The organism is Pseudomonas sp. P1_C12, assembly GCF_056406435.1.
On record NZ_JBFUAE010000005.1, the window covers coordinates 57,815 to 83,904 of the forward strand.

Sequence of the window (26,090 nt, forward strand, 5' to 3'; positions counted from 1 at the left end):
AGCAGCCTTACAGACCGGGGTGTGAATAGCAGACGCCGGGGGCGTGGCCCGGTGTCGGTTTTTATCGTGTTGCCTGTAGCCCTTAGTGCACCAGCATGCCGGTGAACCAGTAGGCCTGGGCCAATGTGATCAAACCGACAATCGTTGCAAAGAATAGGCTGTGCTTGAGGGTGAAGCGGAACAGATCCGATTCTTTGCCCACAAGGCCGGTCGCGGCACAAGCCACGGCGATCGATTGTGGCGAGATCATCTTGCCGGTCACACCGCCACTGGTGTTCGCCGCCACCAGCAAGGTGTCGTTGACACCGATCTGGTGCGCGGTGGTCGCTTGCAGCGAACTGAACAGGGCGTTGGACGAGGTATCGGAACCGGTGAGGAACACGCCCAGCCAGCCGAGGAACGGCGAGAAGAACGGAAAGGCTGCCCCCGTCGCCGCCAGTACCAGCGCCATGGTCGAGGACATGCCCGAGTAGTTGGTCACGAAGGCAAACGCCAGCACCATGCCGATGGACAGGATCGGCCAGCGCAGTTCGTAGAAGGTCTCTTTCAAAGTGGTCAGACCAGTTTTGAAATTGACCTTCAGGACCAGCATCGAGATCAGCGCCGAGAAGAAAATCGCCGTGCCGGTGGCGGAAATCGGGTCCAGTTTGAACACTGCCGGAAGGGCGGTTGGCGCGGCCACGATCGGTGCGACCTTGATCACCATCTGGTCCAGGTGCGGGATGGCGAAGTTGAATACGAAGCTGTACATCGAACCGCCGGCGGCGAACATGGCCTTGAACGGTTTCAAGGTCCAGATCGTGACCAGTACGGTGAGAATCAGAAACGGAGACCAGGCCTTGAAGATTTCCCCAAGGCTGTAAGGCGAAGCCACGGTTGTGCGTTTCTGGCCGAAACCACCGACGCTGGCGCTCACCACGGAGGCCGAGACGGCGCCGACGATGTGTTGGCCGGCGGCGCGTTTTGGTTGCCAGACTTTCAGGAACAGGGTCAGGGCAATCAGGCTGGCCAGGGCCGAGGTGATGTCCGGCAGTTCCGGGCCGATGAAGTTCGAGGTGAAGTACTGGGTCACGGCAAAGCTCAAGCCGGCCACCAGGGCTGCCGGCCAGGTTTCCCGCACGCCGCGCAGGCCGTCCATCATGAACACCAGCCAGAACGGCACGAACAGCGACAGCAGCGGCAATTGGCGGCCGGTCATGGCGCCGATCTTGAACGCGTCGATGCCAGTGACTTGCCCGGCAACGATGATTGGAATGCCCAGGGCGCCAAAGGCCACCGGCGCGGTGTTGGCGATCAGGCACAAGCCAGCGGCGTACAGCGGGTTGAAGCCCAGTCCTACCAGCAGGGCGGCGGTAATTGCTACCGGTGCGCCAAAACCGGCCGCCCCTTCGAGGAAGGCACCGAAGCAGAAGCCGATCAGCAGGACCTGCAGGCGCTGGTCATCGGTGATCGACAGGACCGAACTGCGGATGACTTCAAACTGGCCACTCTTGACCGTCAGTTTGTAGAGGAACACCGCTGCCACAATGATCCAGGCAATCGGCCACAGGCCATAAGCGAAGCCATACCCGGCGGCGGCGAACGCCATATCGACCGGCATCTGGAAAGCAAAGATCGCCACCAGAATCGACAACGCCAGGGTGATGCTACCGGCCACATGCCCTTTGAGGCGGAACACGGCCAAAGCCAGGAAGAAAAACACGATGGGGATAACGGCTGCGAGTGCGGACAGGCCGAGGCTGCCGAGCGGGGTATAGAGCTGTTGCCAGGTTTGCATATGGGGTGGCCCCTAATTGTTGTTGGTCAGGCACTGATCAGCGTTCTTGGATAATTGGTAAGACCAATTTACAATCGCTGTTGGCTAGGGTAAAAGCCTTGTAGGCGGTGTGTCAATTTGCCGCCCTAAAACTTTTGTCGAATGCGAAGTGCGCAGGTCGTCTGTCTGGTATGACCAAATGCGCTGTGGCAGGTGCTGGCGCGGCGCCGATAGGCCAGAATAGAGCCCCGGCGAGCCGTCGGATCGTGGAGTAATCGAGTTATGGGGTTTGATCAGATTCGTCAGCGCCGTTTGTCTGACGATATTGTCGAGCAGCTTGAGGGCATGATCCTCGAGGGCACGCTGAAAGCGGGTGAGCGCTTGCCGGCCGAGCGCGCGCTGGCCGAGCAATTTGGCGTGTCACGCCCTTCGTTGCGCGAAGCCATTCAGAAGCTGACCGCCAAGGGCCTGCTGGTCAGTCGCCAGGGTGGCGGCAACTATGTGGTGGAATCACTGGGTAGCACCTTCAGTGATCCCTTGTTGCATCTGCTGGAAAGCAATCCTGAGGCGCAACGCGATCTGCTGGAGTTTCGCCATACGCTGGAAGCGTCTTGCGCCTACTACGCGGCGCTGCGTGCCACGGAGGTGGATCGCGAACGGCTGACCGCTGCGTTCAACGAACTGCAGGACTGCTATTCCCGTCACGAAGAAGTGAGTCGTGCCGAAGAGGGGGCTGCAGACGCAAGTTTTCACCTGGCGATCGCCGAGGCCAGCCACAATGCCGTGTTGCTGCACACCATTCGCGGGCTGTTCGACCTGCTCAAGCGCAACGTGGTGACCAACATCGGTGGCATGTACAAGCAGCGCACCGAAACCCGCGACATGTTGATCGCGCAGCATCGGGAGTTGTATCAGGCGATCATCGAAGGGCGGGCGGAGCAGGCGCGTGAAGTTTCCAGTCGACACATTCTGTATGTACAGGAGGTGCTGGAAGAAGTGCGTCAGGAAGTGCAGCGCATGGCCCGGGCGGAGCGGCGCAAGGGGATGTAGAGAGGTGGCTGTGGGAGGGAGCAAGCTCCCTCGCCTCAAGCAGGAAAACTACTCTTCCTTGCCCTTGTTGCGCACCGCACGCTGCAACTCGCGACCGGCGTCGCGTTCGCGCTCGGTATCGCGCTTGTCGTATTCCTTCTTGCCCTTGCCCAGCGCGATCTCGCACTTGACCATGTGCTTGCTCCAGTACCAGGACAGGCACACGCAGGCGTAACCCTTTTGCTGCACGGCAGCGGCCAGCTTTTCCAGCTCGCGCCGATTGAGCAGCAATTTACGGGTGCGCACCGGGTCAGCGATGACGTGGGTACTGGCGGTCGTCAGGGGCGTAATGTGGCTGCCGAGCAGCCAGGCTTCGCCATCCTTGAGCAGTACGTAGCTGTCAACCAGCTGCAGCTTGCTTGCCCGCAGACTTTTTACTTCCCAGCCGGCCAGGACCAGACCAGCCTCGAACCGATGTTCGATGAAGTAATCGTGTCGCGCCTTTTTATTTTGCGCGATGGTCCCTGTTGGGTGTTTCTTCTGTTTAGCCATAGGGGCGGCATTATAGGGAGTTGCACGCGAGTCGGCTACGGTGTTGCTACGTGCTTGAGCAGGTTGATTGAATCCCGGACAATGCGGCCTCTTTTTTGAACGCTTGGGCGTGATAACGATGTCGACAGACAAGGTTTCTGTCCACGGCAGTTGGGCTAGCCGCTGGGTCTTCATACTCGCCGCGACCGGTTCGGCCGTGGGGCTGGGTAGTATCTGGAAATTCCCGTACATGGTCGGCGTCTATGGCGGCGGCGCCTTCGTGCTGATGTTTCTGGCCTGCATCGCGCTGATTGGCGTACCGGTCATGCTGGCCGAAACCCTGATCGGCCGGCGTGCCCGGCAGAGCCCGGCCAATGCCTTGAAGACGCTGGCGGTCGAGGCGGGGCACTCGACGAAATGGTCCTGGGGCGCATTTGCCGGGATGATCACGGCATTGCTGATCCTGTCTTTCTACAGTGTGGTTGGCGGCTGGTCGCTGGATTACATCATCGACATGGGGCGTGGCGATTTTCAGGGCGCGACGCCTGATCAGGTGGGGGCTTACTTCGGCAATGTGATCGCCGATCCCTGGCGCCTGACACTTTGGCACACGATTTTCATGCTGTTGTCCGCGGTGGTGATCGCCAAGGGCGTGGTTGCCGGGCTTGAGCGCAGTTTGCGCATCATGATGCCGTTGTTGTTCGTGATGATCCTGGTGCTGCTGGGCTACAGCATGACCACCGGTCATTTCATGGAGGGCGTGCATTTCATGTTCGACTTCCACCCGGAAAAGGTTCTGGACGGCTTGTTGCCCGCGATGGGGCATGCGTTCTTTTCCCTGAGCGTGGGCGTCGGCTCGATCATGATCTATGGCGCCTACATGCCGAAGAACTCGTCGATCTCAGGGACGGTCGTCGGCGTGGCGCTGCTCGATACCTTCGTTTCCCTGGTTGCCGGACTGGCATTGTTTCCGATTGTTTTCGCGGCGGGCCTGAATCCGAGCGAAGGGCCGGGGCTGATGTTCGTCAGCCTGCCGTTTGCCTTCGGTAACGTGGCGTTCGGGCAATTGATGGGGGTGGTGTTCTTCGTGCTGGTGGCGGTCGCTGCCTGGAGTTCGGCGATTTCCCTGCTTGAACCGATGGTGGCCTACCTGGTCGAGCGCACTAAGGTGAGTCGTGCATGGGTTACTTTCTGGCTGGCTTTCAGCTGCTGGTTTGTCGGTCTGGGCACTGTGTTCTCCTTCAATATCTGGAAGGAGGCCAAGTTCTTCGTGAACGAAGGCGGGATGTTCCACCTCTACCAATGGGGAGCCGCCGGTGGTCTCGACTTCTTTGGCGTGATCGATTTCTTCACCTCGCGACTCATGTTGCCGCTTGGCGGTTTGTGTTTCGTGGTGTTTGCGGGCTGGATCATGGGGCGTGAAGCGGTGCGCGACGAGTTGTCGATCCGCAACCCTGCGCTGTTTGGCCTGTCCTTGTTCTTGATGCGCTATGTGGCGCCCATCGGCATTCTCGTAGTGTTTGCCGCCCAGCTGTGGAAGTGACGCTGACATGACGACACACATTTCACGTTCGGCCTTGCTGCCGTACCCGGCACAAGCGCTGTATGACCTGGTCAACGACGTGGCACGCTATCCGGAGTTTCTGCCGTGGTGCTCGGCAGCCGAAGTCCTGGAGAGCTCGCCTGAGCATATGCGGGCGAGCGTTGGCGTGGCGAAGGGTGGCCTCAGTCAGCATTTCGTGACGCGCAATACTCTGGTTCCCGGTCAATCAATCGAAATGAATCTTGAAGAAGGCCCTTTCAATCAATTGCATGGGGTGTGGGTGTTCAAGCCGCTGGGCGAGAAGGCCTGCAAGATCAGTCTTGATCTTTCGTTCGATTATGCCGGGCCGCTGGTTCGCGCCACATTGGGGCCATTGTTCAATCAGGCCGCCAATACGCTGGTGGATGCGTTCTGTCAGCGCGCCAAGCAGATTCATGGTTGAAGCCGTGATCGATATCGAAGTGGTGTACGCCGCTGTGGACAGGCAGGTGCTACTTTCACTCGCGGTGCCGGTCGGCACTACGGTTCGGGCGGCCGTGCTCAAGTCTGGTGTAGGGGCAGAGTTTCCTGAGCTGGATCTTGCCGCCTGCCCGGTGGGTATCTTTGGCAAGGTGATCACCGACCCGGACACTCGAACGATTCAGGCGGGGGATCGAATCGAAATCTACCGGCCGCTGCTGGCGGATCCGAAAGAGGTCCGTCGCCTGCGTGCAGCAAAAGCGGCCGAGGCCAAGGCGCGGAATCAATGATTGAATTGCGCGCCAGGCACTAAAATTTCCGCCCACAGGTGGTTCAATCCCTGAGTGTAAATATGCTTTGTAGGCTTTTTATCGGGGGAATGTAGGATTGGTTTGAGTATTGAAGAGAATTTTCTCTTTGCTTCAATCTTGATTGAATGTGGTTCCGATTAAGCCTAAATCAAGTCTTGCCCTCGTTATGTGAGGGGCAAATAAACTCATTTAGGGATAAATCTGAAATGGACTTGATCAAGTCGTTGAAGCATATAAGTGTGCTGGCAGCAATGGGTGCGGCTTTCACTGTCATGCCGGCCAGTGCAGCCTCCAATGTGTTAACCGCCACGATAAGCGCACAAGGCAAGGTGGTGGCTCAGGCACCCGAGTGGATCTCTGCGGTAGAGTACTTCTCCCAGGCTGATTATTTTGCGAACTATAAGGTTAGCTTCAAGTCGGATGTCTTCATCCAGGCTCCACGGTTCTGCTCTGTATCCCTTACGAACAGCAGTTCCGAAGATGATATTTATTATGGGCGGGCGCGACTTGGGTCTACACCCAAGCAGGATAATTTGAGTGTGATCACTCAACTGGCAGGAATGAAGGGCCCTTCCGGTGATGGTTCCCAAGACTTTATGCTGATGTGTATTAAATAAGCGGGAATCATCGATAGTGATTCCGGCAAGCGATCCGGATCGATCACTATTGCCGGTACAAAAAAATCCGCCGCCAGAGGTCTGGTAGCGGATTTTCAGAGCAGCCTTGCTGGAGCTTGAATACCCAGGCAAGCGGCATCATTCGCCAATTACTGCGGCGAGGTGTCCAGCGGTTCAGGCGTCGGGACTGGAGCGGTTTCTACACCGTCGACGTCCTTCTGGATCTGATCCAGCAACGAACCTGGCTTGACCGGTTTTTCCGGTTTTGGTTTTTCGACGTTTTCTGCCGGGGCAGCCACTGTCGTGCCGCTGTCCTTGCCAAGGATGGCTTCGTCACGGCTCACGCCTGGCATGAAATCACCGGAGAGGCTGACAAGCTGGTCATTTGGGTTGAAGATAACGCTGATGCGTTCCTGTTGGCGTTCACCGCCACCGGGTTGCAGGCTGTACAGATAATCCCAGCGATCGGCATGGAACGTGTCAGTCAGCAGAGGGTTGCCCATGATAAACCGTACTTGCTTACGGGTCATTCCCGGGCGTAACTGGTCTATCATGTCCTGCGTGACGACATTGCCCTGCTGGATGTCGATTTTGTAAACCCCGGGGAATGAACAACCGGCGAGTGCGAGCAGTCCCACAAAGGTGAAACTGGTTAGCAAGAGCTTGGTGTTTTGCATCGGTGGGCGACTTCCACTATCTTGGCTGGGACAACGTAAACGCCGATCATACCCGCATTAAGAGAAGCTGCGAAGCAGCATCGCGAGAAAGCTGACCATGGTTGAAAATAGCGAACTACGCAAAGCCGGCCTCAAAGTGACCCTGCCACGGGTCAAAATTCTGCAAATGCTCGATTCCGCCGAGCAGCGCCACATGAGTGCCGAGGATGTCTACAAGGCCCTTATGGAGGCTGGTGAGGACGTCGGTCTGGCCACGGTTTACCGTGTTCTGACCCAGTTCGAGGCAGCTGGCCTTGTGGTGCGGCACAACTTCGACGGAGGCCATGCGGTCTTCGAGCTGGACGACGGAAAGCATCACGACCATATGGTCAACGTCGAAACCAGCGAAGTGATCGAATTCTTCGACGAAGAAATCGAGCGGCTTCAGAAAGCAATCGTCGACAAGTATGGCTTCGAGATGGTTGATCACAATCTGGTGCTGTACGTGCGCAAGAAAAAGTAAGCATGTCGCGCGAACTTGAGGTTCGCGAAACGAACGAAGGCGACCCCAGGGTCGCCTTCGTGCTTTCTGCCTTTAGTCAGGCTTTTGCGGCCACCACCATTTTTTTGGCATGCGCCAAGGATTCCTTGGTGAGATCGATGCCGCCCAGCATCCGTGCGACTTCTTCGACGCGGTCGTTTTTGCTCAATTTTGAAACGGCCGTGCGGGTGGCATCTTCGCCGCGCACTTTATGCACAAATAGATGTTGATGACCTTGCGCCGCCACTTGCGGCAAGTGGGTCACGGTCAGTACCTGCCCGCGCTCACCGAGCCTGCGCAGCAACTGGCCGACGATTTCCGCGGTTGGACCGCCAATGCCGACATCGACTTCGTCGAACACCAGGGTTGGTACGCGGGAGGTCTGCGCGGTGATGACCTGAATCGCCAGGCTGATCCGCGACAGCTCGCCACCGGATGCGACTTTTGCCAAGGCTTTCAATGGTTGGCCAGGGTTGGCGCTGACCAGTAATTCAACCTGTTCAAGTCCATTAGGCAGCAGTTCATCACTGCTGTTTGGGCGCAACTCGATGGTGAAGCGCCCGCCAGGCATGCCCAGGCGCTGGATCTCCAGTTCCACGGCGCTGGCCAGGCTGCTCGAGGCTTGATGACGCAGATCGCTCAGTTCGCGAGCCTTTTCCTGATAATGGCGAGCGTATGAAGACAGCTCATCGCTCAGCCGCTCGATGGATTCGTCGTTGGCGTTGAGGGTTTCGATTTCATCCAGCAGTTTCTGCTGCATCTCGGCGACTTCGGTCGGCTGGATGCGGTGTTTGCGCGCCAGGGTGTAGATCGCGTCGAGGCGTTCTTCAAGGTATTGAAGGCGCGACGGATCGGCGTCGAAGTTGTCGAGGAAGCGGTTCAGTTCACCCACGGCCTCTTCAACCTGGATCTGTGCACTGGTCAACAAGCTGCTGGCTTCGCCCAGCGCGCCGATCGAGCTGTTCACGCTCGACAGGCGGTTGAGGCTGGCAGTGAGGGCGTTGAGGACATTTCCGGAATCACTTTCACTGCATTGCTCGACGACTTGCCGGCAGATCCCGAGCAAGGTCTCGGCGTTGGTCAGGTTCTTGTGTTCCTGCTCAAGCTGCTCCAGTTCGTTGTCGCCAAGACCAAGGTTTTCCAGCTCTTCGAGTTGATAGCTGAGCAACTGATGGCGGGCGCGTTGCTCATCGCCGGAGTTGGAGAGTCGCTCCAGCTCCTGGCGAGTCTGGCGCCAGCGCTGTGCGGCAAGCTGCACCTGGCGGGCAAGGTCCGTGGCCCCGGCGTACTCGTCGAGCAGGCGGCGGTGGGTGTCGGTCTTGAGCAGGGATTGGTGTTCGTGCTGGCTGTGAATGTCGATCAGTAGCTCGCCCAGCGCCTTGAGGTCGCCAAGCGGGCAGGGCGTGCCGTTGATGTAGCCGCGCGAGCGTCCTTCGGATGTGATCACCCGGCGCAAGATGCATGGGCCGTCGCTTTCGAGGTCGCGTTCGGCCAGCCAGGCGCTGGCCTCCGGAATGTCGGCCAGGTCAAAGGTGGCCAGGATGTCGGCCTTGTCGGCGCCGGGGCGGACCACGCCGCTGTCGGCGCGATCACCCAGGGTAAGGCCCAGCGCGTCGAGCATGATCGACTTGCCCGCGCCGGTTTCCCCGGTGATCACGCTCATCCCGCGATCGAGTTCGAGATCGAGATGTTCAACGATGGCGTAGTTGTGTACGGACAGGTGCACCAGCATATGGGCCGCTCCCAGGTGTTAGGTCTGGTTATTTATACAGTGTTTTGTTTCTGGCTGACAATGCCCCTCGTTAGCTCGATTCGCTCGACCCGACGAAAGCCTTATCGCGACCGGGAATGACAAAGCAGTTGTTTTTTGTAGGGTTAATCGTCGGCGCCCCTTGAAGCCGGATTTTGCGGCCCCATATAGCTGGGCAGAAGCGCGAGTTGAGCTCGCGGACGATATTGAAAGGAGAAATCTATGGCTGACGAACAGACAGTGGATACGCAAAACCCAGACGCCAACCAGGCGCCCGAGGCTTCGGGTGAAGACCTGGCGGCTCGTGTACAAGTGCTCGAAGAGCAACTGGCAGGCGCTCAGGATCAGGCTTTGCGTGTAGCCGCCGATCTGCAGAACGTCCGCCGTCGCGCCGAGCAGGATGTGGAGAAGGCTCACAAGTTCGCGCTGGAAAAATTCGCCGGCGACCTGCTGCCGATCGTCGACAGCCTGGAACGCGGCCTGGAACTGTCCAGCCCGGACGACGAAAGCATCCGTCCGATGCGCGAAGGCATCGAGCTGACCCTGAAAATGTTCCAGGACACCCTCAAGCGTTATCAGCTTGAAGCGATCGATCCGCATGGCGAGCCGTTCAACGCCGTTCAACATCAGGCGATGGCCATGCAGGAAAGCGCCGATGTCGAGCCGAACAGCGTTCTGAAGGTGTTCCAGAAGGGCTATCAGCTCAATGGTCGCTTGCTGCGCCCGGCGATGGTCGTGGTCAGCAAGGCGCCTGCGCCGGTTTCGCCTTCGATTGACGAGCAGGCTTGAAATCCGCCGCAAGGCCCCCATTTATAAGTCAAGCGTTTAAGTGCTACCGCAGTTAGCCACCACTGCTGCGGCAACCAAATCCAAAGTTTCGGGAGAGTGAACATGGGCAAAATTATCGGTATCGACCTGGGGACTACCAACTCCTGCGTCTCCGTGCTGGAAAACGGCAAGGCAAAAGTTATTGAAAACGCTGAAGGCGCGCGTACCACGCCGTCGATCATCGCTTACGCCAACGATGGCGAAATTCTGGTTGGCCAATCGGCCAAGCGTCAGGCTGTGACCAATCCGCATAACACCCTGTATGCGGTGAAGCGTCTGATCGGTCGTCGTTTCGACGAAGAAGTCGTGCAGAAAGACATTCAGATGGTCCCTTACAAGATCGTCAAGGCTGACAACAGCGACGCCTGGGTTGAAGTGAACGGCCAGAAAATGGCACCGCCACAAATCTCGGCTGAAATCCTGAAGAAAATGAAGAAGACCGCCGAAGACTACCTCGGCGAGACTGTGACTGAAGCGGTGATCACCGTTCCGGCCTACTTCAACGACAGCCAGCGTCAAGCCACCAAGGACGCCGGCCGCATCGCCGGTCTGGACGTAAAACGTATCATCAACGAACCAACCGCAGCTGCTCTGGCTTACGGTATGGACAAGGCGAAGGGCGATCACACCGTGATCGTTTACGACTTGGGCGGTGGTACTTTCGACGTTTCCGTGATCGAGATCGCTGAAGTCGATGGCGAGCACCAGTTCGAAGTATTGGCCACCAACGGTGACACGTTCCTGGGCGGTGAAGACTTTGACATCCGTCTGATCGACTACCTCGTCGACGAATTCAAGAAAGAAAGCGGCATGAACCTCAAGGGCGACCCGCTGGCCATGCAGCGCCTGAAAGAAGCCGCTGAAAAAGCCAAGATCGAGCTGTCCTCGAGCCAGTCGACCGACGTGAACCTGCCGTACATCACTGCAGACGCCACCGGTCCAAAGCACCTGAACGTGAAGATCTCCCGCGCCAAGCTCGAAGCGCTGGTGGAAGACCTGGTTCAGCGCACCATCGAACCTTGCCGCATCGCAATGAAAGATGCCGGTATCGACGTTGGCGCGATCAACGACGTGATCCTGGTGGGCGGTCAGACCCGTATGCCGCTGGTTCAGAAGCTGGTAACCGAGTTCTTCGGTAAAGAAGCTCGTAAAGACGTCAACCCGGACGAAGCGGTTGCCATGGGTGCTGCTATCCAGGGCGCGGTACTGGCCGGTGACGTGAAAGACGTTCTGCTGCTCGACGTCAGCCCGCTGACCCTGGGTATCGAAACCATGGGTGGCGTGATGACCGCGCTGATCGAGAAAAACACCACGATTCCTACCAAGAAATCGCAAGTGTTCTCGACTGCCGATGACAACCAGGGCGCCGTGACCATTCACGTGCTGCAGGGCGAGCGTAAGCAAGCCGCACAGAACAAGTCCTTGGGCAAGTTCGACCTGGCCGACATTCCACCGGCTCCACGTGGTGTGCCGCAGATCGAAGTGACCTTCGACATCGACGCCAACGGCATCCTGCACGTAGGTGCGAAGGACAAGGCTACCGGCAAGACTCAGTCGATCGTGATCAAGGCTAACTCCGGTCTGTCCGACGAGGAAATCGAGCGCATGGTGCGTGATGCCGAGGCGAACGCCGAGGAAGACCGCAAGTTCGAAGAGCTGGCCGCTGCCCGTAACCAGGGTGATGCACTGGTTCACTCGACGCGCAAAATGGTTGCCGATGCCGGCGATAAAGTGACCGCTGAAGAGAAGACTGCAATCGAAGCGGCCGTAGTTGCCCTGGAAGCCGCCGTCAAAGGCGACGACAAGGCTGCTATCGACGCCAAGGTTGAAGAGCTGTCGAAAGTCTCCGCTCCAGTGGCGCAGAAGATGTACGCCGAACAGGCTCAGCCTGCTGAAGGCGCGGCACCGCACGACGACAAGGCGGAAAAGGCTGACGACGTTGTCGACGCCGAGTTCGAAGAAGTCAAAGACCACAAGTAAGTTGTTGGTCGGCCGGTTGACTGCCTTCAGGCGGTGACTGGTAGGATGTCGCCGCGCGGGAGCTTGCTCCCGCGTTGGCGTATCTGGAATACGCGAATTTTTACAGCATGCGACAGCGTTCGCGTGCTGCTGGCATGGCCGGGAATGCTCCTGCTTTCCGAGCTGTAAGTGCCAATTTGAAACAAAGACCAGGATCGTTGAATTGACGTGAGTTGGGTCCGGGCCTGTATTGGGGCTCAACGAGTTCGGCAAACTCAGGAGGGTTTTGTCGGACGTCCTCAAGAGTGCAAAGACTTATGGCAAAGCGTGACTATTACGAAGTGTTGGGTGTTGAGCGTGGCTCAAGCGAAGCGGACCTGAAAAAGGCCTACCGTCGCCTGGCGATGAAGCACCACCCGGACCGTAATCCCGATGACAAGGCGTCGGAAGATATGTTCAAGGAGGCCAACGAGGCCTACGAAGTGCTGTCCGACTCCAGCAAGCGCGCGGCATACGACCAGTACGGCCATGCCGGTGTCGACCCGAGCATGGGTGGCGGCGGTGCCGGTTTCGGCGGTCAGAACTTCTCCGACATCTTTGGCGATGTCTTCAGTGATTTCTTCGGTGGCGGTCGCGGCGGTTCCCGTGGTGGCGCTCAGCGCGGCAGTGACTTGCGCTACACCCTGGAACTGGACCTCGAAGAGGCGGTGCGCGGTACGACCGTGAATATCCGCGTTCCGACGCTGGTCAACTGCAAGCCTTGCGACGGCGCCGGGGCCAAGAAAGGTTCTTCGCCGGTGACCTGCCCGACTTGCGGCGGTATCGGTCAGGTGCGCATGCAGCAAGGCTTCTTCTCGGTGCAGCAGACCTGCCCGCGTTGCCATGGCCAGGGCAAGATCATTTCCGATCCGTGCGATTCCTGCCACGGCGAAGGTCGTGTCGAAGAGTACAAGACCCTGTCGGTGAAAGTGCCGGCCGGTGTCGATACCGGTGACCGCATTCGTCTGTCCGGCGAAGGCGAGGCGGGCGCTCATGGTGGCCCGACAGGCGACCTGTACGTGGTGATCAATGTGCGCGAGCACTCGATTTTCCAGCGCGATGGCAAACACCTGTTCTGCGAAGTGCCGATCAGCTTCGTCGATGCGGCGCTGGGTGGCGAGCTGGAGATTCCGACCCTTGATGGCAGGGTCAAGCTGAAGGTCCCTGAGGGGACTCAGACCGGCAAACAGTTCCGTGTGCGTGGCAAGGGCGTTGCGCCGGTGCGTGGCGGTGGTGCTGGCGACTTGATGTGCCGCGTGGCGGTCGAGACTCCGGTCAACCTGAGCCGTCGCCAGCGTGAAATGCTCGAGGAATTCCGTAGTTCGCTGGCGGATGACAACAGCCATTCGCCAAAAACCACCGGTTGGTTCGAAGGCGTGAAGCGCTTCTTCGGCGATTTGTAAGGAGACAGGCATGCGACGTATTGCAGTGATGGGCGCCGCCGGGCGCATGGGCAAGACCCTGATTGAAGCCGTGCAGCAAACTCCGGGCGCCGGTCTGACGGCGGCGGTGGATCGTCCCGACAGCACGTTGGTCGGTGCGGATGCCGGTGAGCTGGCTGCACTGGGTCGTATCGGTGTGCCTCTGTCCGGTGATCTGGATCGGGTGGTCGACGAGTTCGACGTGCTGATCGACTTCACTCACCCGACGGTGACCTTGAAGAACCTGGCTTTCTGCCGTAAGCACGGCAAGGCCATGATCATCGGTACCACCGGTTTCAGCGTTGAAGAAAAGCAGTTGCTGGCGGAAGCGGGCAAGGACATTCCGATTGTCTTCGCGGCCAACTTCAGTGTCGGGGTCAACCTGTGCCTGAAGTTGCTCGACACGGCAGCTCGCGTATTGGGCGACGATGTCGACATCGAAATCACCGAAGCTCACCATCGGCATAAAGTCGATGCGCCGTCCGGCACTGCCGTGCGCATGGGCGAGGTGATTGCCGATGCGTTGGGCCGCGATCTGAAAAAGGTGGCGGTGTATGGTCGTGAAGGTCAGACCGGCGCTCGTGATCGTGAAACCATCGGTTTCGCCACGGTGCGTGCCGGCGACATCGTCGGTGATCACACTGTGCTGTTCGCCGCCGACGGCGAGCGTGTCGAGATCACTCACAAGGCGTCCAGTCGCATGACGTTCGCCAAGGGTGCGGTGCGTGCTGCATTGTGGCTGGACGGGCGCGAGCCTGGCCTTTACGACATGCAAGACGTGCTCGATCTGCGTTAAGATGCACCCGAAATCGGGCTCGCGCACAGCGTTTGAGCCCGGTTTTGTTCTGCCAAGCGACGTCCTGTCGCATTCTCCAGCCTTTAAGGCTCATTTGCGGTAGACCAAAAAGGCCTTTTTCTGTAAGCTACAGCTTTAGTGTGTCCACTAAAAGCGCGCAGAATAATTCAGTGAAGAAGCGGGGTGACGTGTCCATACGTCACTCCGCTTTTTTACAACCTGCGATCGCCCTTTCAGGCTTTATTTACGGGAGGTCTTCTTGACTAAGCCAGCCATACTCGCCCTTGCTGATGGCAGCATTTTTCGCGGCGAAGCCATTGGAGCCGACGGTCAAACCGTTGGTGAGGTGGTGTTCAACACCGCAATGACCGGCTATCAGGAAATCCTTACCGATCCTTCCTACGCCCAACAGATCGTTACCCTGACTTACCCGCACATCGGCAACACCGGCACCACGCCGGAAGACGCCGAGTCCAACCGCGTCTGGTCTGCCGGCCTGGTCATCCGTGACCTGCCACTGGTGGCGAGCAACTGGCGTAACACGATGTCCCTGTCCGACTACCTGAAGGCCAACAACGTTGTGGCCATCGCCGGTATCGACACCCGCCGCCTGACACGCATCCTGCGTGAAAAAGGCGCGCAGAACGGCTGCATCATGGCTGGCGACAACATTTCCGAAGCCGCCGCCATCGCCGCCGCCCAGGGTTTCCCTGGCCTCAAGGGCATGGACCTGGCGAAAGTCGTCAGCACCAAGGAAAGCTACGAGTGGCGCTCGACTGTCTGGGATCTGAAAACCGACAGCCACGCAACCATCGAAGCCTCCGAGCTGCCGTACCACGTGGTTGCCTACGACTACGGCGTCAAGGTGAACATCCTGCGCATGCTGGTCGAGCGCGGTTGCCGCGTGACCGTCGTGCCTGCACAAACGCCTGCTGCCGATGTGCTGGCACTGAAGCCGGACGGCGTGTTCCTGTCCAATGGCCCTGGTGATCCGGAGCCTTGCGACTACGCGATCCAGGCGATCAAGGACGTGCTGGAAACCGAGATTCCGGTCTTCGGTATCTGCCTCGGTCACCAACTGCTGGCCCTGGCCTCCGGCGCCAAGACCCTGAAAATGGGTCACGGCCACCACGGTGCCAACCACCCCGTCCAGGACCTGGACAGCGGCGTAGTGATGATCACCAGCCAGAACCACGGTTTTGCGGTAGACGAAGCGACCCTGCCAGCCAACGTCCGCGCGATTCACAAATCGCTGTTCGACGGCACCCTGCAAGGTATCGAGCGTACCGACAAGAGCGCCTTCAGCTTCCAGGGTCACCCGGAAGCCAGCCCTGGCCCGAACGACGTAGCGCCATTGTTCGATCGCTTCATCACCGAGATGGCAAAGCGACGCTGATCGCTGGCCCTGATGTAGCGAAGCTTGAGGGTGGTCCCGACACCGGCGGCCCCCTCAAGGCTTCAGAGATTGAACAAGACGGCTTGCCGACTGACCTGCGGATTTGAGTGACAAACCCATGCCAAAACGTACAGACATTAAAAGCATCCTGATTCTTGGCGCTGGCCCGATCGTGATCGGCCAGGCCTGTGAATTCGACTACTCCGGCGCCCAGGCCTGTAAAGCCCTGCGCGAGGAGGGTTACCGCGTCATCCTGGTGAACTCCAACCCGGCCACCATCATGACCGACCCGGCCATGGCCGACGCCACCTACATCGAGCCGATCAAGTGGCAGACCGTTGCCAAGATCATCGAGAAAGAGCGTCCGGACGCGCTGCTGCCGACCATGGGTGGCCAGACCGCCCTGAACTGCGCCCTGGACCTGGAGCGCGAAGGCGTTCTGGAGAAGTTCGGCGTAGAGATGATCGGTGCCAACGCCGACACCATCGACAAGGCTGAAGACCGTTCGCGTTTCGACAAGGCGATGAAATCCATCGGCCTGGCGTGCCCGCGTTCCGGTATCGCCCACAGCATGGAAGAGGCCAATGCGGTCCTCGAGAAGCTCGGCTTCCCGTGCATCATCCGTCCGTCCTTCACCATGGGCGGCACCGGTGGCGGTATCGCTTACAACCGTGAAGAGTTCGAAGAAATCTGCGCCCGTGGTCTGGACCTGTCGCCAACCAAGGAACTGCTGATCGACGAATCGCTGATCGGCTGGAAAGAGTATGAGATGGAGGTTGTCCGCGATAAGAAGGACAACTGCATCATCGTCTGCTCCATCGAAAACTTCGACCCGATGGGCGTGCACACCGGTGACTCGATCACCGTGGCTCCGGCACAGACCCTGACCGACAAGGAATACCAGATCCTGCGTAACGCCTCCCTGGCGGTACTGCGCGAGATCGGCGTGGAAACCGGCGGTTCCAACGTTCAGTTCGGTATCTGCCCGAACACCGGCCGCATGGTCGTGATCGAGATGAACCCGCGTGTATCCCGTTCCTCGGCACTGGCTTCGAAAGCCACCGGCTTCCCGATCGCCAAGGTCGCGGCCAAGCTGGCTGTAGGCTACACCCTCGACGAACTGTCGAACGACATCACCGGCGGCAAGACACCGGCGTCCTTCGAGCCGTCCATCGACTACGTTGTCACCAAGCTGCCACGTTTCGCTTTCGAGAAGTTCCCCAAGGCTGACGCGCGCCTGACCACTCAGATGAAGTCGGTGGGTGAAGTCATGGCCATCGGCCGTACCTTCCAGGAATCCCTGCAGAAAGCCCTGCGCGGTCTGGAAGTGGGCGTTTGCGGTCTGGACGAGAAGGTTGATCTGGCCAACCCGGAAAGCATGAGCGTACTCAAGCGCGAGCTGACCGTGCCGGGTGCCGAGCGTATCTGGTACGTGGCGGACGCAATGCGCGCCGGCATGACCGTCGAAGACATCTTCGGCATGACCATGATCGACCCTTGGTTCCTGGTGCAGATGGAAGACCTGATCAAGGAAGAAGAGAAGGTCAAGACCCTGGGTCTGACCAGCATCGACCGCGATCTGATGTTCCGCCTCAAGCGCAAAGGCTTCTCCGATATGCGCCTGGCCAAATTGCTGGGTGTGACCGAGAAGAGCCTGCGTGCTCACCGTCACAAACTGGAAATCTTCCCGGTCTACAAGCGCGTCGACACCTGCGCTGCCGAGTTCGCCACCGATACTGCTTACCTGTACTCGACGTACGAGGAAGAGTGCGAAGCGGCGCCATCGGGTCGTGACAAGATCATGATCCTGGGTGGCGGTCCTAACCGCATCGGCCAAGGCATCGAGTTCGACTACTGCTGCGTACACGCGGCACTGGCCCTGCGCGATGACGGCTACGAGACCATCATGGTCAACTGCAACCCGGAAACCGTTTCCACTGACTACGACACTTCCGATCGCCTGTACTTCGAACCAGTGACCCTGGAAGACGTGCTGGAAATCGTCCGCGTCGAGAAGCCGAAAGGCGTGATCGTCCAGTACGGCGGCCAGACTCCGCTGAAACTGGCGCGTGCCCTGGAAGCCGCCGGCGTGCCGATCATCGGCACCAGCCCTGATGCAATCGACCGCGCCGAAGACCGTGAGCGCTTCCAGCAGATGGTCCAGCGCCTGAACCTGCGTCAGCCGCCAAACGCCACCGTGCGCAGCGAAGACGAAGCGATTCGTGCCGCCGCCAAGATCGGTTACCCGCTGGTGGTGCGCCCGTCCTACGTACTGGGCGGTCGTGCGATGGAAATCGTCTACGAAGAAGAAGAACTCAAGCGCTACCTGCGTGAAGCGGTTCAAGTGTCCAACGACAGCCCGGTGCTGCTGGACCACTTCCTCAACTGCGCCATCGAAATGGACGTGGATGCGGTCTGCGACGGTAAAGATGTGGTGATCGGCGCGATCATGCAGCACATCGAGCAGGCTGGCGTTCACTCCGGTGACTCCGCATGCTCGCTGCCGCCGTACTCGCTGCCGGCGCACATCCAGGACGAGATGCGCGAACAGGTCAAGAAAATGGCCCTGGAGCTCGGCGTGATCGGCCTGATGAACGTACAGTTGGCGCTGCAAGGCGACGACATCTACGTCATCGAAGTCAATCCGCGTGCTTCCCGTACTGTGCCGTTCGTGTCCAAGTGCATCGGTGTTTCCCTGGCAATGATCGCGGCTCGCGTCATGGCCGGTAAGACCTTGAAGGAAATCGGCTTCACCAAGGAAATCATCCCGAACTTCTACAGCGTGAAAGAGGCGGTGTTCCCGTTCGCCAAATTCCCTGGCGTTGACCCGATCCTCGGCCCAGAGATGAAGTCCACCGGTGAAGTGATGGGCGTGGGCGACACCTTCGGTGAAGCGTTCGCCAAGGCCCAGATGGGTGCCAGCGAAGTGCTGCCGACCGGTGGTACTGCGTTCATCAGCGTACGTGACGACGACAAGCCACTGGTTGCGGGCGTGGCCCGTGATCTGATCAACTTGGGCTTCGAAGTGGTCGCCACCGCCGGTACTGCCAAGCTGATCGAAGCGGCAGGCCTGAAAGTGCGCCGCGTGAACAAGGTGACCGAAGGTCGTCCGCACGTGGTCGACATGATCAAGAATGACGAAGTCACGCTGATCATCAACACCACCGAAGGGCGTCAGTCGATCGCTGATTCGTACTCCATTCGTCGTAATGCCCTGCAGCACAAGATTTACTGCACCACCACCATTGCTGCTGGCGAAGCCATCTGTGAAGCGCTGAAGTTCGGTCCCGAGAAGACCGTGCGCCGCTTGCAGGATCTACACGCAGGATTGAAGGCATGAGCATAACGAAGTACCCAATGACCGTTCAGGGCGCTCGCGCCCTGGAAGAAGAGCACACTCACCTGACCAAGGTCGTTCGTCCGAAGCTCAGCCAGGACATCGGTACGGCCCGCGAGTTGGGTGACTTGAAGGAAAACGCCGAATACCACGCTGCCCGCGAGCAGCAGGGTATGGTCGAGGCGCGGATCCGTGATATCGAAGGCCGGATTCAGAATCAGGTCATCATTGATGTCACGAGCATTCCGCACACCGGCAAAGTGATTTTCGGCACCACCGTTGAAATCGCCAACGTCGAGACGGATGAGCGCGTCACTTACCACATCGTGGGTGAGGATGAGGCTGACTTCAAACTCGGCAAGATTTCGGTCGGCTCGCCACTGGCTCGCGCCTTGATTGCCAAGGAAGAGGGTGATGTGGTTGCAGTCAAAACGCCTGGCGGCGTTATCGAGTACGAGATTGTCGAAGTTCGCCACATCTGAAGATCGGCGCCCGTTTCGTGCGGGCGCCATGCTTTGGCAGCTGACCCAGGTGTTGTGGGTCGGCGGCTTGTGGCTGTTGCAAATTGGTCTGTTGCCGGTGCTGGGGCGAATTGGCCTGGCGCCGCTGCTGATCGACGAAATCGCAGGCACGCTCATTACGTTGGTAGTGGGATTCGCCACGGCGTGTTTGATTTTTCAGGCTTTGGTGCTGATAAAGACCGAGGGCCTTGTCAGTCTATGGCGGGATATTCGCGGGAAACTGCTGTTGATGGCGCTGTATGCGTGCGCGATGTACTTCGCGGTGCGTTTCGGCTGGCCGGATGCCGTGCGTTGGCAGGCGTTCAGCTATCTTGTTCTGGGTTTTTCCGGGCTGGTGCTGGTGTTGGAGCCGGTGCCGGGAGGGAGTGGCAGGGTGCGCGAAGCACACCCTTGACCCTTGTCATCACTTGAAGCGATGGACGTTCGACAGCTGCTTGTTGACGCTGAAGTTCTTGCGGTAGATCAGTGCCATCTTGCCGATGACCTGAACCAGATCCGCTTTGCCGACCTTGCAGAGCTCTGCAATGGACGCCAGGCGCGATTCGCGATCGAGGATGTTGAGCTTGATCTTGATCAGCTCGTGATCCGCCAATGCGCGTTCGAGTTCGGCTAACACACCTTCAGTCAAACCATTGTCTGCCACAATCAAAACCGGTTTCAGATGGTGGCCAATGGATTTGTACTGTTTCTTCTGCTCTTGAGTGAGCGGCATAATCTGACCCCTGCGTCTGATCTTGTAAAAAGCGGCGGCCAGTTTACCCGAGCGAGTCCGGGACCGCCCAGTTAATCACGACCCGTTTTATTTCCGAGGTATCCCGTGGCCCGTTCCAAGACAAGCCTTAACTGGCTGAAAGAACATTTCAACGACCCATTCGTCAAAATGGCACAAAAAGACGGGTACCGTTCCCGCGCCAGCTACAAACTGCTGGAGATCCAGGAAAAGGACCGTCTGATCCGCCCGGGCATGAGCGTAATCGACCTTGGTGCGGCCCCCGGTGGGTGGTCCCAGGTGACCAGTCGTCTGATTGGTGGGCAGGGGACACTGATCGCTTCTGACATTCTGGAAATGGACAGTATCCCGGACGTGACCTTCATTCAGGGCGACTTTACCGAGGATGCCGTGCTGGCTCAGATCCTCGATGCCGTCGGAAATAAGGAAGTAGACCTTGTGATTTCCGACATGGCCCCCAATATGAGTGGATTACCGGCCGTGGACATGCCGCGAGCGATGTTCCTGTGCGAGTTGGCACTGGATCTTTCGACGCGGGTGCTCAAGCCCGGTGGTGATTTTTTGATCAAGATCTTCCAGGGCGAAGGCTTCGACGAATTCCACAAGAGCGTTCGCCAGCAGTTCGAGAAGGTGCAGATGCGCAAACCGACCTCGTCGCGCGACCGTTCTCGCGAGCAGTACCTGCTGGGCCGCGGTTTCCGCGGACGCAGTGAGGAATGAGTGAATTTTCGATCGAGGTGATAGGATTTTTGTATTACGCCTTGTCAGAATTAGCGAATATTGTGTAGGAAGTGTTTCACAAAGGGTTACAGACGGCGCCTGCCAAGTTGTAGGTAATGTAGTAAGTTAGGCCGGTGAATATCATGCGAAGCGCGCGCCAGTAGCGGAGCTTGCTTCAGAGGGTAGTTAATTGAACGATATGGCAAAGAATCTGATCCTGTGGTTGATCATCGCGGCTGTCCTGGTGACGGTGATGAACAACTTCTCCAGCCCTAACGAGCCGCAGACCCTCAACTATTCCGACTTCATCCAGCAGGTCAAGGATGGCAAGGTCGAACGCGTGGCGGTTGATGGCTACGTGATTACCGGCAAGCGCAACGATGGCGACAGCTTCAAGACCATTCGCCCGGCGATCCAGGACAACGGCCTGATCGGTGACCTGGTGGATAACCACGTCGTGGTCGAAGGCAAGCAGCCTGAACAGCAAAGCATCTGGACTCAACTTCTGGTCGCCAGCTTCCCGATCCTTGTGATCATCGCTGTGTTCATGTTCTTCATGCGGCAGATGCAGGGCGGTGCCGGTGGCAAGGGCGGGCCGATGAGCTTCGGTAAAAGCAAGGCGCGCCTGCTCTCTGAGGATCAGGTGAAAACTACCCTGGCTGACGTTGCCGGTTGCGACGAAGCCAAGGAAGAAGTCGGTGAGTTGGTCGAGTTCCTGCGCGATCCGGGCAAGTTCCAGCGCCTGGGTGGCCGCATTCCTCGCGGCGTGCTGATGGTTGGTCCTCCAGGTACCGGTAAAACCTTGATTGCCAAGGCGATTGCCGGCGAAGCCAAAGTGCCGTTCTTCACCATTTCCGGTTCCGACTTCGTCGAAATGTTCGTCGGTGTCGGTGCCAGCCGTGTTCGCGACATGTTCGAACAGGCCAAGAAGCACGCTCCATGCATCATCTTCATCGACGAAATCGATGCGGTCGGTCGCCATCGTGGTGCCGGCATGGGTGGTGGTCACGACGAGCGCGAGCAGACTCTCAACCAGTTGCTGGTCGAGATGGACGGCTTTGAAATGAATGACGGCATCATCGTGATCGCCGCAACCAACCGTCCTGATGTACTGGACCCTGCGTTGCTGCGTCCAGGCCGTTTCGACCGTCAGGTTGTTGTGGGGCTGCCGGACATCCGTGGTCGCGAACAGATTCTCAAGGTTCACATGCGCAAAGTGCCAATGGGCGACGACGTTGCTCCGGCCGTGATCGCTCGTGGTACTCCAGGCTTCTCCGGTGCTGACCTGGCCAATCTGGTGAACGAGGCATCGTTGTTCGCTGCCCGTGCCGGCAAGCGCATCGTCGAAATGAAAGAGTTCGAACTGGCCAAAGACAAGATCATGATGGGCGCCGAGCGCAAATCCATGGTCATGTCCGAGAAAGAAAAGCAGAACACCGCTTATCACGAAGCCGGCCACGCCATTGTTGGTCGCGTCGTACCTGAGCATGATCCGGTGTACAAGGTGTCGATCATCCCGCGCGGTCGTGCGCTGGGTGTAACCATGTTCCTGCCGGAAGAAGATCGTTACAGCCTGTCCAAGCGTGCGTTGATCAGCCAGATCTGCTCGCTGTACGGCGGTCGTATCGCTGAAGAAATGACCCTGGGCTTCGATGGCGTGACCACCGGTGCCTCCAACGACATCATGCGCGCCAGCCAGATTGCGCGGAATATGGTGACCAAGTGGGGTCTTTCGGAAAAACTCGGTCCGTTGATGTATGCCGAAGAAGAGGGTGAGGTATTCCTCGGTCGCGGCGGCGGTGGTCAGAATGCAAGTTTCTCCGGTGAGACAGCCAAGCTGATCGACTCCGAAGTGCGCAGCATCATCGATCAGTGCTATGGCACGGCGAAGCAGATTCTCACGGACAACCGTGACAAGCTCGATGCGATGGCCGATGCCTTGATGAAGTACGAGACAATCGATGCCGAGCAGATCGACGACATCATGGCGGGTCGTACGCCTCGCGAGCCGCGCGATTGGTCGGGTGGCACGGGTACTTCCGGCACCCCTCCGGTGGTGCAGGATGAGCGTCCGGAAACACCGATTGGCGGTCCTGCTGCTGACGTATAAGGTTTGAAATGACTTCTGTTCAGTCCTCGACCCGGTTGCCTTGCGGCAACCGGGTTCTTGATTTGGCCCAGACGCATGTCATGGGCATTCTCAATGTCACTCCTGATTCTTTCTCCGATGGTGGTCAATACAGCCAGCTCGACGCGGCCATGCGCCACGCCGAAGCCATGGTTGTGGCCGGCGCGACGCTGATCGATGTCGGTGGCGAATCCACCCGTCCTGGTGCCAGGGCGGTGTCGCCGCTGGAAGAGCTGGAGCGCGTAGCGCCCATTGTCGAGCGCATCAGTCGCGAACTGGACGTCATCATCTCGGTCGACACCTCCACGCCAGCGGTCATGCGTGAAACTGCGCGCCTGGGTGCCGGGCTGATCAATGACGTACGTTCGTTGCGTCGCGATGGTGCCCTGGATGCTGCGGCGGCCACCGGGTTACCGGTTTGCCTGATGCATATGCTTGGAGAGCCAGGCGATATGCAGGACAATCCGCAGTATCAGGACGTTACAAGGGAAGTCGGTGAGTTTCTCGCCGAACGCATGCATGAGTGTTCATTGGTGGGAATTGCGGCTGAGCGGATCATTCTTGACCCCGGCTTTGGCTTCGCCAAAACCTTGCAGCACAATCTGAGTTTGTTCAAACATATGGAAGCCCTGCATGCCTTGGGGCGCCCCCTGTTGGTCGGGGTTTCGCGAAAGAGCATGATTGGTCAGGCGTTGAATCGTCCGGTGGGAGACCGGCTGTATGGTGGTTTGGCGCTCGCGGCGCTGGCTTCGGCGAAAGGTGCGCGTATATTGCGCGTCCATGATGTAGCCGAAACAATGGATGTGGTGCGGATGATCGCCGCAGTGGAATCAGCCGAATAAGAATGATGGAGCACTTATGAGCAAAAAATATTTTGGCACCGATGGTATTCGTGGGCGTGTCGGTGAGTACCCGATTACTCCTGATTTCATGCTCAAGCTCGGCTGGGCTGCAGGTATGGCGTTCCGCAAGATGGGCGCCTGCAAGGTATTGGTAGGTAAGGACACCCGGATCTCCGGCTACATGTTCGAGTCTGCGCTTGAAGCGGGGCTTACCTCCGCGGGTGCTGATGTGATGCTCCTTGGGCCTATGCCGACCCCGGCGATTGCCTACCTGACGCGTACCTTTCATGCCGAAGCTGGCATCGTGATCAGTGCGTCGCACAATCCGCATGATGACAATGGCATCAAGTTCTTCTCCGGCAATGGCACCAAGCTGCCGGATGAGGTCGAGCACATGATCGAAGAGCTGCTCGATACCCCAATGACTGTGGTTGAGTCGAGCAAGATCGGCAAGGTGTCGCGAATCAATGACGCGTCGGGTCGGTATATCGAATTCTGCAAGAGCAGTGTGCCGACCGGTACCAGCTTTACCGGCCTCAAGATTGTGATCGACTGCGCCCATGGTGCGACCTATAAAGTGGCGCCGAGTGTGTTTCGTGAGTTGGGTGCCGAAGTCGTGGTCTTGTCCGCGCAGCCCAACGGTTTGAATATCAATGACAACTGCGGCTCGACCCATATGGGGCAACTGCAGGCCGCTGTGCTGGCTGAACACGCCGATCTGGGTATCGCCTTCGATGGTGATGGCGACCGGGTGTTGATGGTGGATCACACGGGGGCCATCGTCGATGGTGATGAGTTGCTGTTCATCATTGCTCGCGACCTGCATGAGCGAGACAAGCTGCAAGGTGGTGTAGTCGGTACACTGATGAGCAACCTGGGACTGGAGTTGGCCTTGGCCGACCTGGGGATTCCATTTGTCCGCGCCAATGTTGGTGATCGTTATGTAATTGCTGATCTGCTGGAGCGTAACTGGCTGGTCGGTGGCGAAAATTCGGGTCATATCGTTTGCTTCAATTACACCACCACTGGTGATGCGATTATCGCCGCGTTGCAGGTGCTGAAGGCGTTGAAAGCCCGTGCGCAAGGTTTGGCTGAAGCGCGTCAGGCGCTGCGCAAATGCCCTCAGGTGCTGATCAATGTGCGATTCGGTGGCGGCGCAAACCCACTCGACCATCCGTCGGTCAAGGAAGCCAGCGAGCGTGTGACCAAGGCCATGGCGGGTCGGGGGCGCGTGCTGTTGCGCAAGTCCGGAACCGAACCGCTGGTGCGTGTGATGGTCGAAGGCGAAGACGAAACGCAGGTTCGTGGCTATGCCGAAGAGCTGGCAAAACTGGTTACTGAAGTTTCTGCCTGAATTCGGCTTGCCAGCCATGATTGTGTTGGGTAACATCTGCGCCCACTTTGACCGACGAGGTACAGCATGCGTCGCCCTATGGTAGCTGGTAACTGGAAGATGCACGGTACCCGCGCCAGCGTCGCTGAGCTGATCAACGGCCTTCGTGACTTGGCCTTGCCGAGCGATATTGATGTTGCGGTATTCCCGCCTTGCCTGCATATCAATCAAGTGATTGATGGCCTGGAAGGAAAGTCGATTTCGGTCGGCGCGCAGAATTCTGCGGTGGAATCCGGACAAGGTGCGTTGACCGGTGAAGTTGCACCGAGTCAGTTAGTGGATGCAGGTTGTTCCCTGGTGCTTGTCGGGCACTCCGAGCGCCGCCAGATCATGGGTGAGCAGGACGGAATGCTGATCCGCAAGTTCGCAGCGGCACAGGCATGTGGCTTGATTCCGGTGTTGTGCATAGGGGAAACCCTTGAACAGCGTGAAGCCGGAAAGACTCTTGAGGTTGTCTCGCGTCAGCTGGGCAGTATCATCGAGGAGCTGGGTGTCGGTGTCTTTGCCAAGGCAGTGATCGCTTACGAGCCGGTCTGGGCCATTGGCACCGGGCTGACTGCAACGCCACAACAGGCGCAGGATGTGCACGCAGCCATTCGCGCCCAGTTGGCGGCAGAGAATTCTGAGGTCGCACAAGGTGTGCGGCTTCTATACGGCGGCAGCGTGAAGGCGGCCAATGCGGTCGAACTGTTCGGCATGCCGGATATCGATGGGGGTCTCATTGGTGGGGCTTCCCTGAATGCAGATGAGTTCGGTGCGATTTGTCGCGCCGCGGGAAACTGAAAAA

The 26,090-nt window shown here is 58.5% G+C and carries 24 protein-coding genes; 19 read left to right on the forward strand and 5 right to left on the reverse strand.

The features are described 5' to 3' along the window. Window positions 1–82 precede the first annotated feature (82 nt). Entirely contained in the window at window positions 83–1,777 is a 1,695-nt protein-coding gene (locus tag AC1D19_RS10640) for a lactate permease LctP family transporter (RefSeq protein WP_477763176.1), read from the reverse strand. 261 nt (window positions 1,778–2,038) lie between these two features. Here AC1D19_RS10640 and AC1D19_RS10645 point away from each other — a divergent pair, with 261 nt between their 5' ends. Beyond that, window positions 2,039–2,806, forward strand: coding sequence for a GntR family transcriptional regulator (locus tag AC1D19_RS10645; RefSeq protein ID WP_477760714.1), 768 nt, complete (start codon window positions 2,039–2,041; stop codon window positions 2,804–2,806). Between the two features lie 48 nt (window positions 2,807–2,854). Here AC1D19_RS10645 and smpB read toward each other — a convergent pair whose 3' ends face one another. Further along, entirely contained in the window at window positions 2,855–3,337 is a 483-nt protein-coding gene (gene smpB / locus AC1D19_RS10650) for an SsrA-binding protein SmpB (RefSeq protein ID WP_007993569.1), read from the reverse strand. A 118-nt stretch (window positions 3,338–3,455) separates the two neighbouring features. Between smpB and AC1D19_RS10655 the strand changes: the two genes are divergently transcribed. The 4 genes from AC1D19_RS10655 (at window position 3,456) to AC1D19_RS10670 (ending at window position 6,246) form a co-directional block, all read left to right on the forward strand. Beyond that, the gene (locus AC1D19_RS10655; protein WP_477760715.1) at window positions 3,456–4,859 is read left to right on the forward strand and encodes a sodium-dependent transporter; all 1,404 of its coding nucleotides are present in this window, start codon (window positions 3,456–3,458) and stop codon (window positions 4,857–4,859) included. A 7-nt stretch (window positions 4,860–4,866) separates the two neighbouring features. Beyond that, window positions 4,867–5,301 carry a type II toxin-antitoxin system RatA family toxin gene (locus AC1D19_RS10660; RefSeq protein WP_007988702.1) on the forward strand — a complete coding sequence of 145 codons (435 nt, stop codon included), beginning with the start codon at window positions 4,867–4,869 and terminating at the stop codon, window positions 5,299–5,301. Then, window positions 5,294–5,608, forward strand: coding sequence for an RnfH family protein (locus AC1D19_RS10665; RefSeq protein ID WP_108218129.1), 315 nt, complete (start codon window positions 5,294–5,296; stop codon window positions 5,606–5,608). Before AC1D19_RS10660 ends, AC1D19_RS10665 begins: the two co-directional genes overlap by 8 nt. 227 nt (window positions 5,609–5,835) lie before the next feature. Continuing rightward, window positions 5,836–6,246, forward strand: coding sequence for a hypothetical protein (locus AC1D19_RS10670; RefSeq protein ID WP_477763177.1), 411 nt, complete (start codon window positions 5,836–5,838; stop codon window positions 6,244–6,246). Window positions 6,247–6,395: 149 nt separating this feature from the next. On the opposite strand, the gene AC1D19_RS10675 is transcribed toward AC1D19_RS10670, so the two are convergent. Continuing rightward, window positions 6,396–6,923: an outer membrane protein assembly factor BamE gene (locus tag AC1D19_RS10675; protein WP_223458575.1), complete on the reverse strand. Its 528-nt coding sequence runs from the start codon at window positions 6,921–6,923 to the stop codon at window positions 6,396–6,398. 97 nt (window positions 6,924–7,020) lie between these two features. Here AC1D19_RS10675 and fur point away from each other — a divergent pair, with 97 nt between their 5' ends. Further along, window positions 7,021–7,425, forward strand: a complete 405-nt coding sequence (gene fur / locus AC1D19_RS10680; RefSeq protein ID WP_003197684.1) for a ferric iron uptake transcriptional regulator — start codon at window positions 7,021–7,023, stop codon at window positions 7,423–7,425. Between the two features lie 76 nt (window positions 7,426–7,501). On the opposite strand, the gene recN is transcribed toward fur, so the two are convergent. Next, window positions 7,502–9,175 (reverse strand): DNA repair protein RecN, encoded by a 1,674-nt coding sequence (recN, locus tag AC1D19_RS10685; RefSeq protein WP_477763178.1) that lies wholly within the window; start codon window positions 9,173–9,175, stop codon window positions 7,502–7,504. 240 nt (window positions 9,176–9,415) lie between these two features. On the opposite strand from recN, the gene grpE reads away from it, so the two are divergent. The 8 genes from grpE to AC1D19_RS10725 all read left to right on the forward strand — a co-directional run bounded on the left by grpE (window position 9,416) and on the right by AC1D19_RS10725 (window position 19,884). Beyond that, window positions 9,416–9,982 (forward strand): nucleotide exchange factor GrpE, encoded by a 567-nt coding sequence (grpE, locus tag AC1D19_RS10690; protein ID WP_223458579.1) that lies wholly within the window; start codon window positions 9,416–9,418, stop codon window positions 9,980–9,982. 102 nt (window positions 9,983–10,084) lie between these two features. Continuing rightward, the gene (dnaK, locus tag AC1D19_RS10695) at window positions 10,085–12,001 is read left to right on the forward strand and encodes a molecular chaperone DnaK (protein WP_477763179.1); all 1,917 of its coding nucleotides are present in this window, start codon (window positions 10,085–10,087) and stop codon (window positions 11,999–12,001) included. 296 nt (window positions 12,002–12,297) lie between these two features. Next, window positions 12,298–13,422, forward strand: a complete 1,125-nt coding sequence (gene dnaJ / locus AC1D19_RS10700; RefSeq protein ID WP_477763180.1) for a molecular chaperone DnaJ — start codon at window positions 12,298–12,300, stop codon at window positions 13,420–13,422. 10 nt (window positions 13,423–13,432) lie between these two features. Next, window positions 13,433–14,236, forward strand: a complete 804-nt coding sequence (dapB, locus tag AC1D19_RS10705; protein WP_057716481.1) for a 4-hydroxy-tetrahydrodipicolinate reductase — start codon at window positions 13,433–13,435, stop codon at window positions 14,234–14,236. A 259-nt stretch (window positions 14,237–14,495) separates the two neighbouring features. Further along, window positions 14,496–15,632 (forward strand): glutamine-hydrolyzing carbamoyl-phosphate synthase small subunit, encoded by a 1,137-nt coding sequence (gene carA, locus AC1D19_RS10710; RefSeq protein WP_046038697.1) that lies wholly within the window; start codon window positions 14,496–14,498, stop codon window positions 15,630–15,632. 118 nt (window positions 15,633–15,750) lie between these two features. Then, complete coding sequence (gene carB / locus AC1D19_RS10715; RefSeq protein WP_477752815.1) at window positions 15,751–18,972, forward strand: carbamoyl-phosphate synthase large subunit; 3,222 nt, start codon at window positions 15,751–15,753, stop codon at window positions 18,970–18,972. Window positions 18,973–18,974: 2 nt separating this feature from the next. Next, entirely contained in the window at window positions 18,975–19,451 is a 477-nt protein-coding gene (gene greA, locus AC1D19_RS10720) for a transcription elongation factor GreA (protein WP_108218328.1), read from the forward strand. Between the two features lie 28 nt (window positions 19,452–19,479). Continuing rightward, on the forward strand, window positions 19,480–19,884 hold the full coding sequence (locus tag AC1D19_RS10725; RefSeq protein WP_477763332.1) for an MFS transporter: 405 nt from the start codon (window positions 19,480–19,482) through the stop codon (window positions 19,882–19,884). A 9-nt stretch (window positions 19,885–19,893) separates the two neighbouring features. On the opposite strand, the gene AC1D19_RS10730 is transcribed toward AC1D19_RS10725, so the two are convergent. Continuing rightward, window positions 19,894–20,202, reverse strand: a complete 309-nt coding sequence (locus AC1D19_RS10730) for a YhbY family RNA-binding protein (protein WP_007942889.1) — start codon at window positions 20,200–20,202, stop codon at window positions 19,894–19,896. Between the two features lie 105 nt (window positions 20,203–20,307). Between AC1D19_RS10730 and rlmE the strand changes: the two genes are divergently transcribed. From rlmE to tpiA, 5 genes are all read left to right on the forward strand, one after another. Further along, a complete protein-coding gene (gene rlmE, locus AC1D19_RS10735) occupies window positions 20,308–20,940 on the forward strand; it encodes a 23S rRNA (uridine(2552)-2'-O)-methyltransferase RlmE (protein ID WP_429368067.1) in 633 nt (210 codons plus the stop codon). A gap of 199 nt (window positions 20,941–21,139) precedes the next feature. Then, window positions 21,140–23,050 (forward strand): ATP-dependent zinc metalloprotease FtsH, encoded by a 1,911-nt coding sequence (gene ftsH / locus AC1D19_RS10740; RefSeq protein ID WP_057398827.1) that lies wholly within the window; start codon window positions 21,140–21,142, stop codon window positions 23,048–23,050. Window positions 23,051–23,058: 8 nt separating this feature from the next. After that, entirely contained in the window at window positions 23,059–23,910 is an 852-nt protein-coding gene (gene folP / locus AC1D19_RS10745) for a dihydropteroate synthase (protein ID WP_477763181.1), read from the forward strand. 16 nt (window positions 23,911–23,926) lie between these two features. Beyond that, window positions 23,927–25,264 (forward strand): phosphoglucosamine mutase, encoded by a 1,338-nt coding sequence (gene glmM, locus AC1D19_RS10750; RefSeq protein ID WP_477752813.1) that lies wholly within the window; start codon window positions 23,927–23,929, stop codon window positions 25,262–25,264. Between the two features lie 66 nt (window positions 25,265–25,330). Further along, the gene (gene tpiA / locus AC1D19_RS10755; RefSeq protein ID WP_477763182.1) at window positions 25,331–26,086 is read left to right on the forward strand and encodes a triose-phosphate isomerase; all 756 of its coding nucleotides are present in this window, start codon (window positions 25,331–25,333) and stop codon (window positions 26,084–26,086) included. Window positions 26,087–26,090 lie beyond the last annotated feature (4 nt).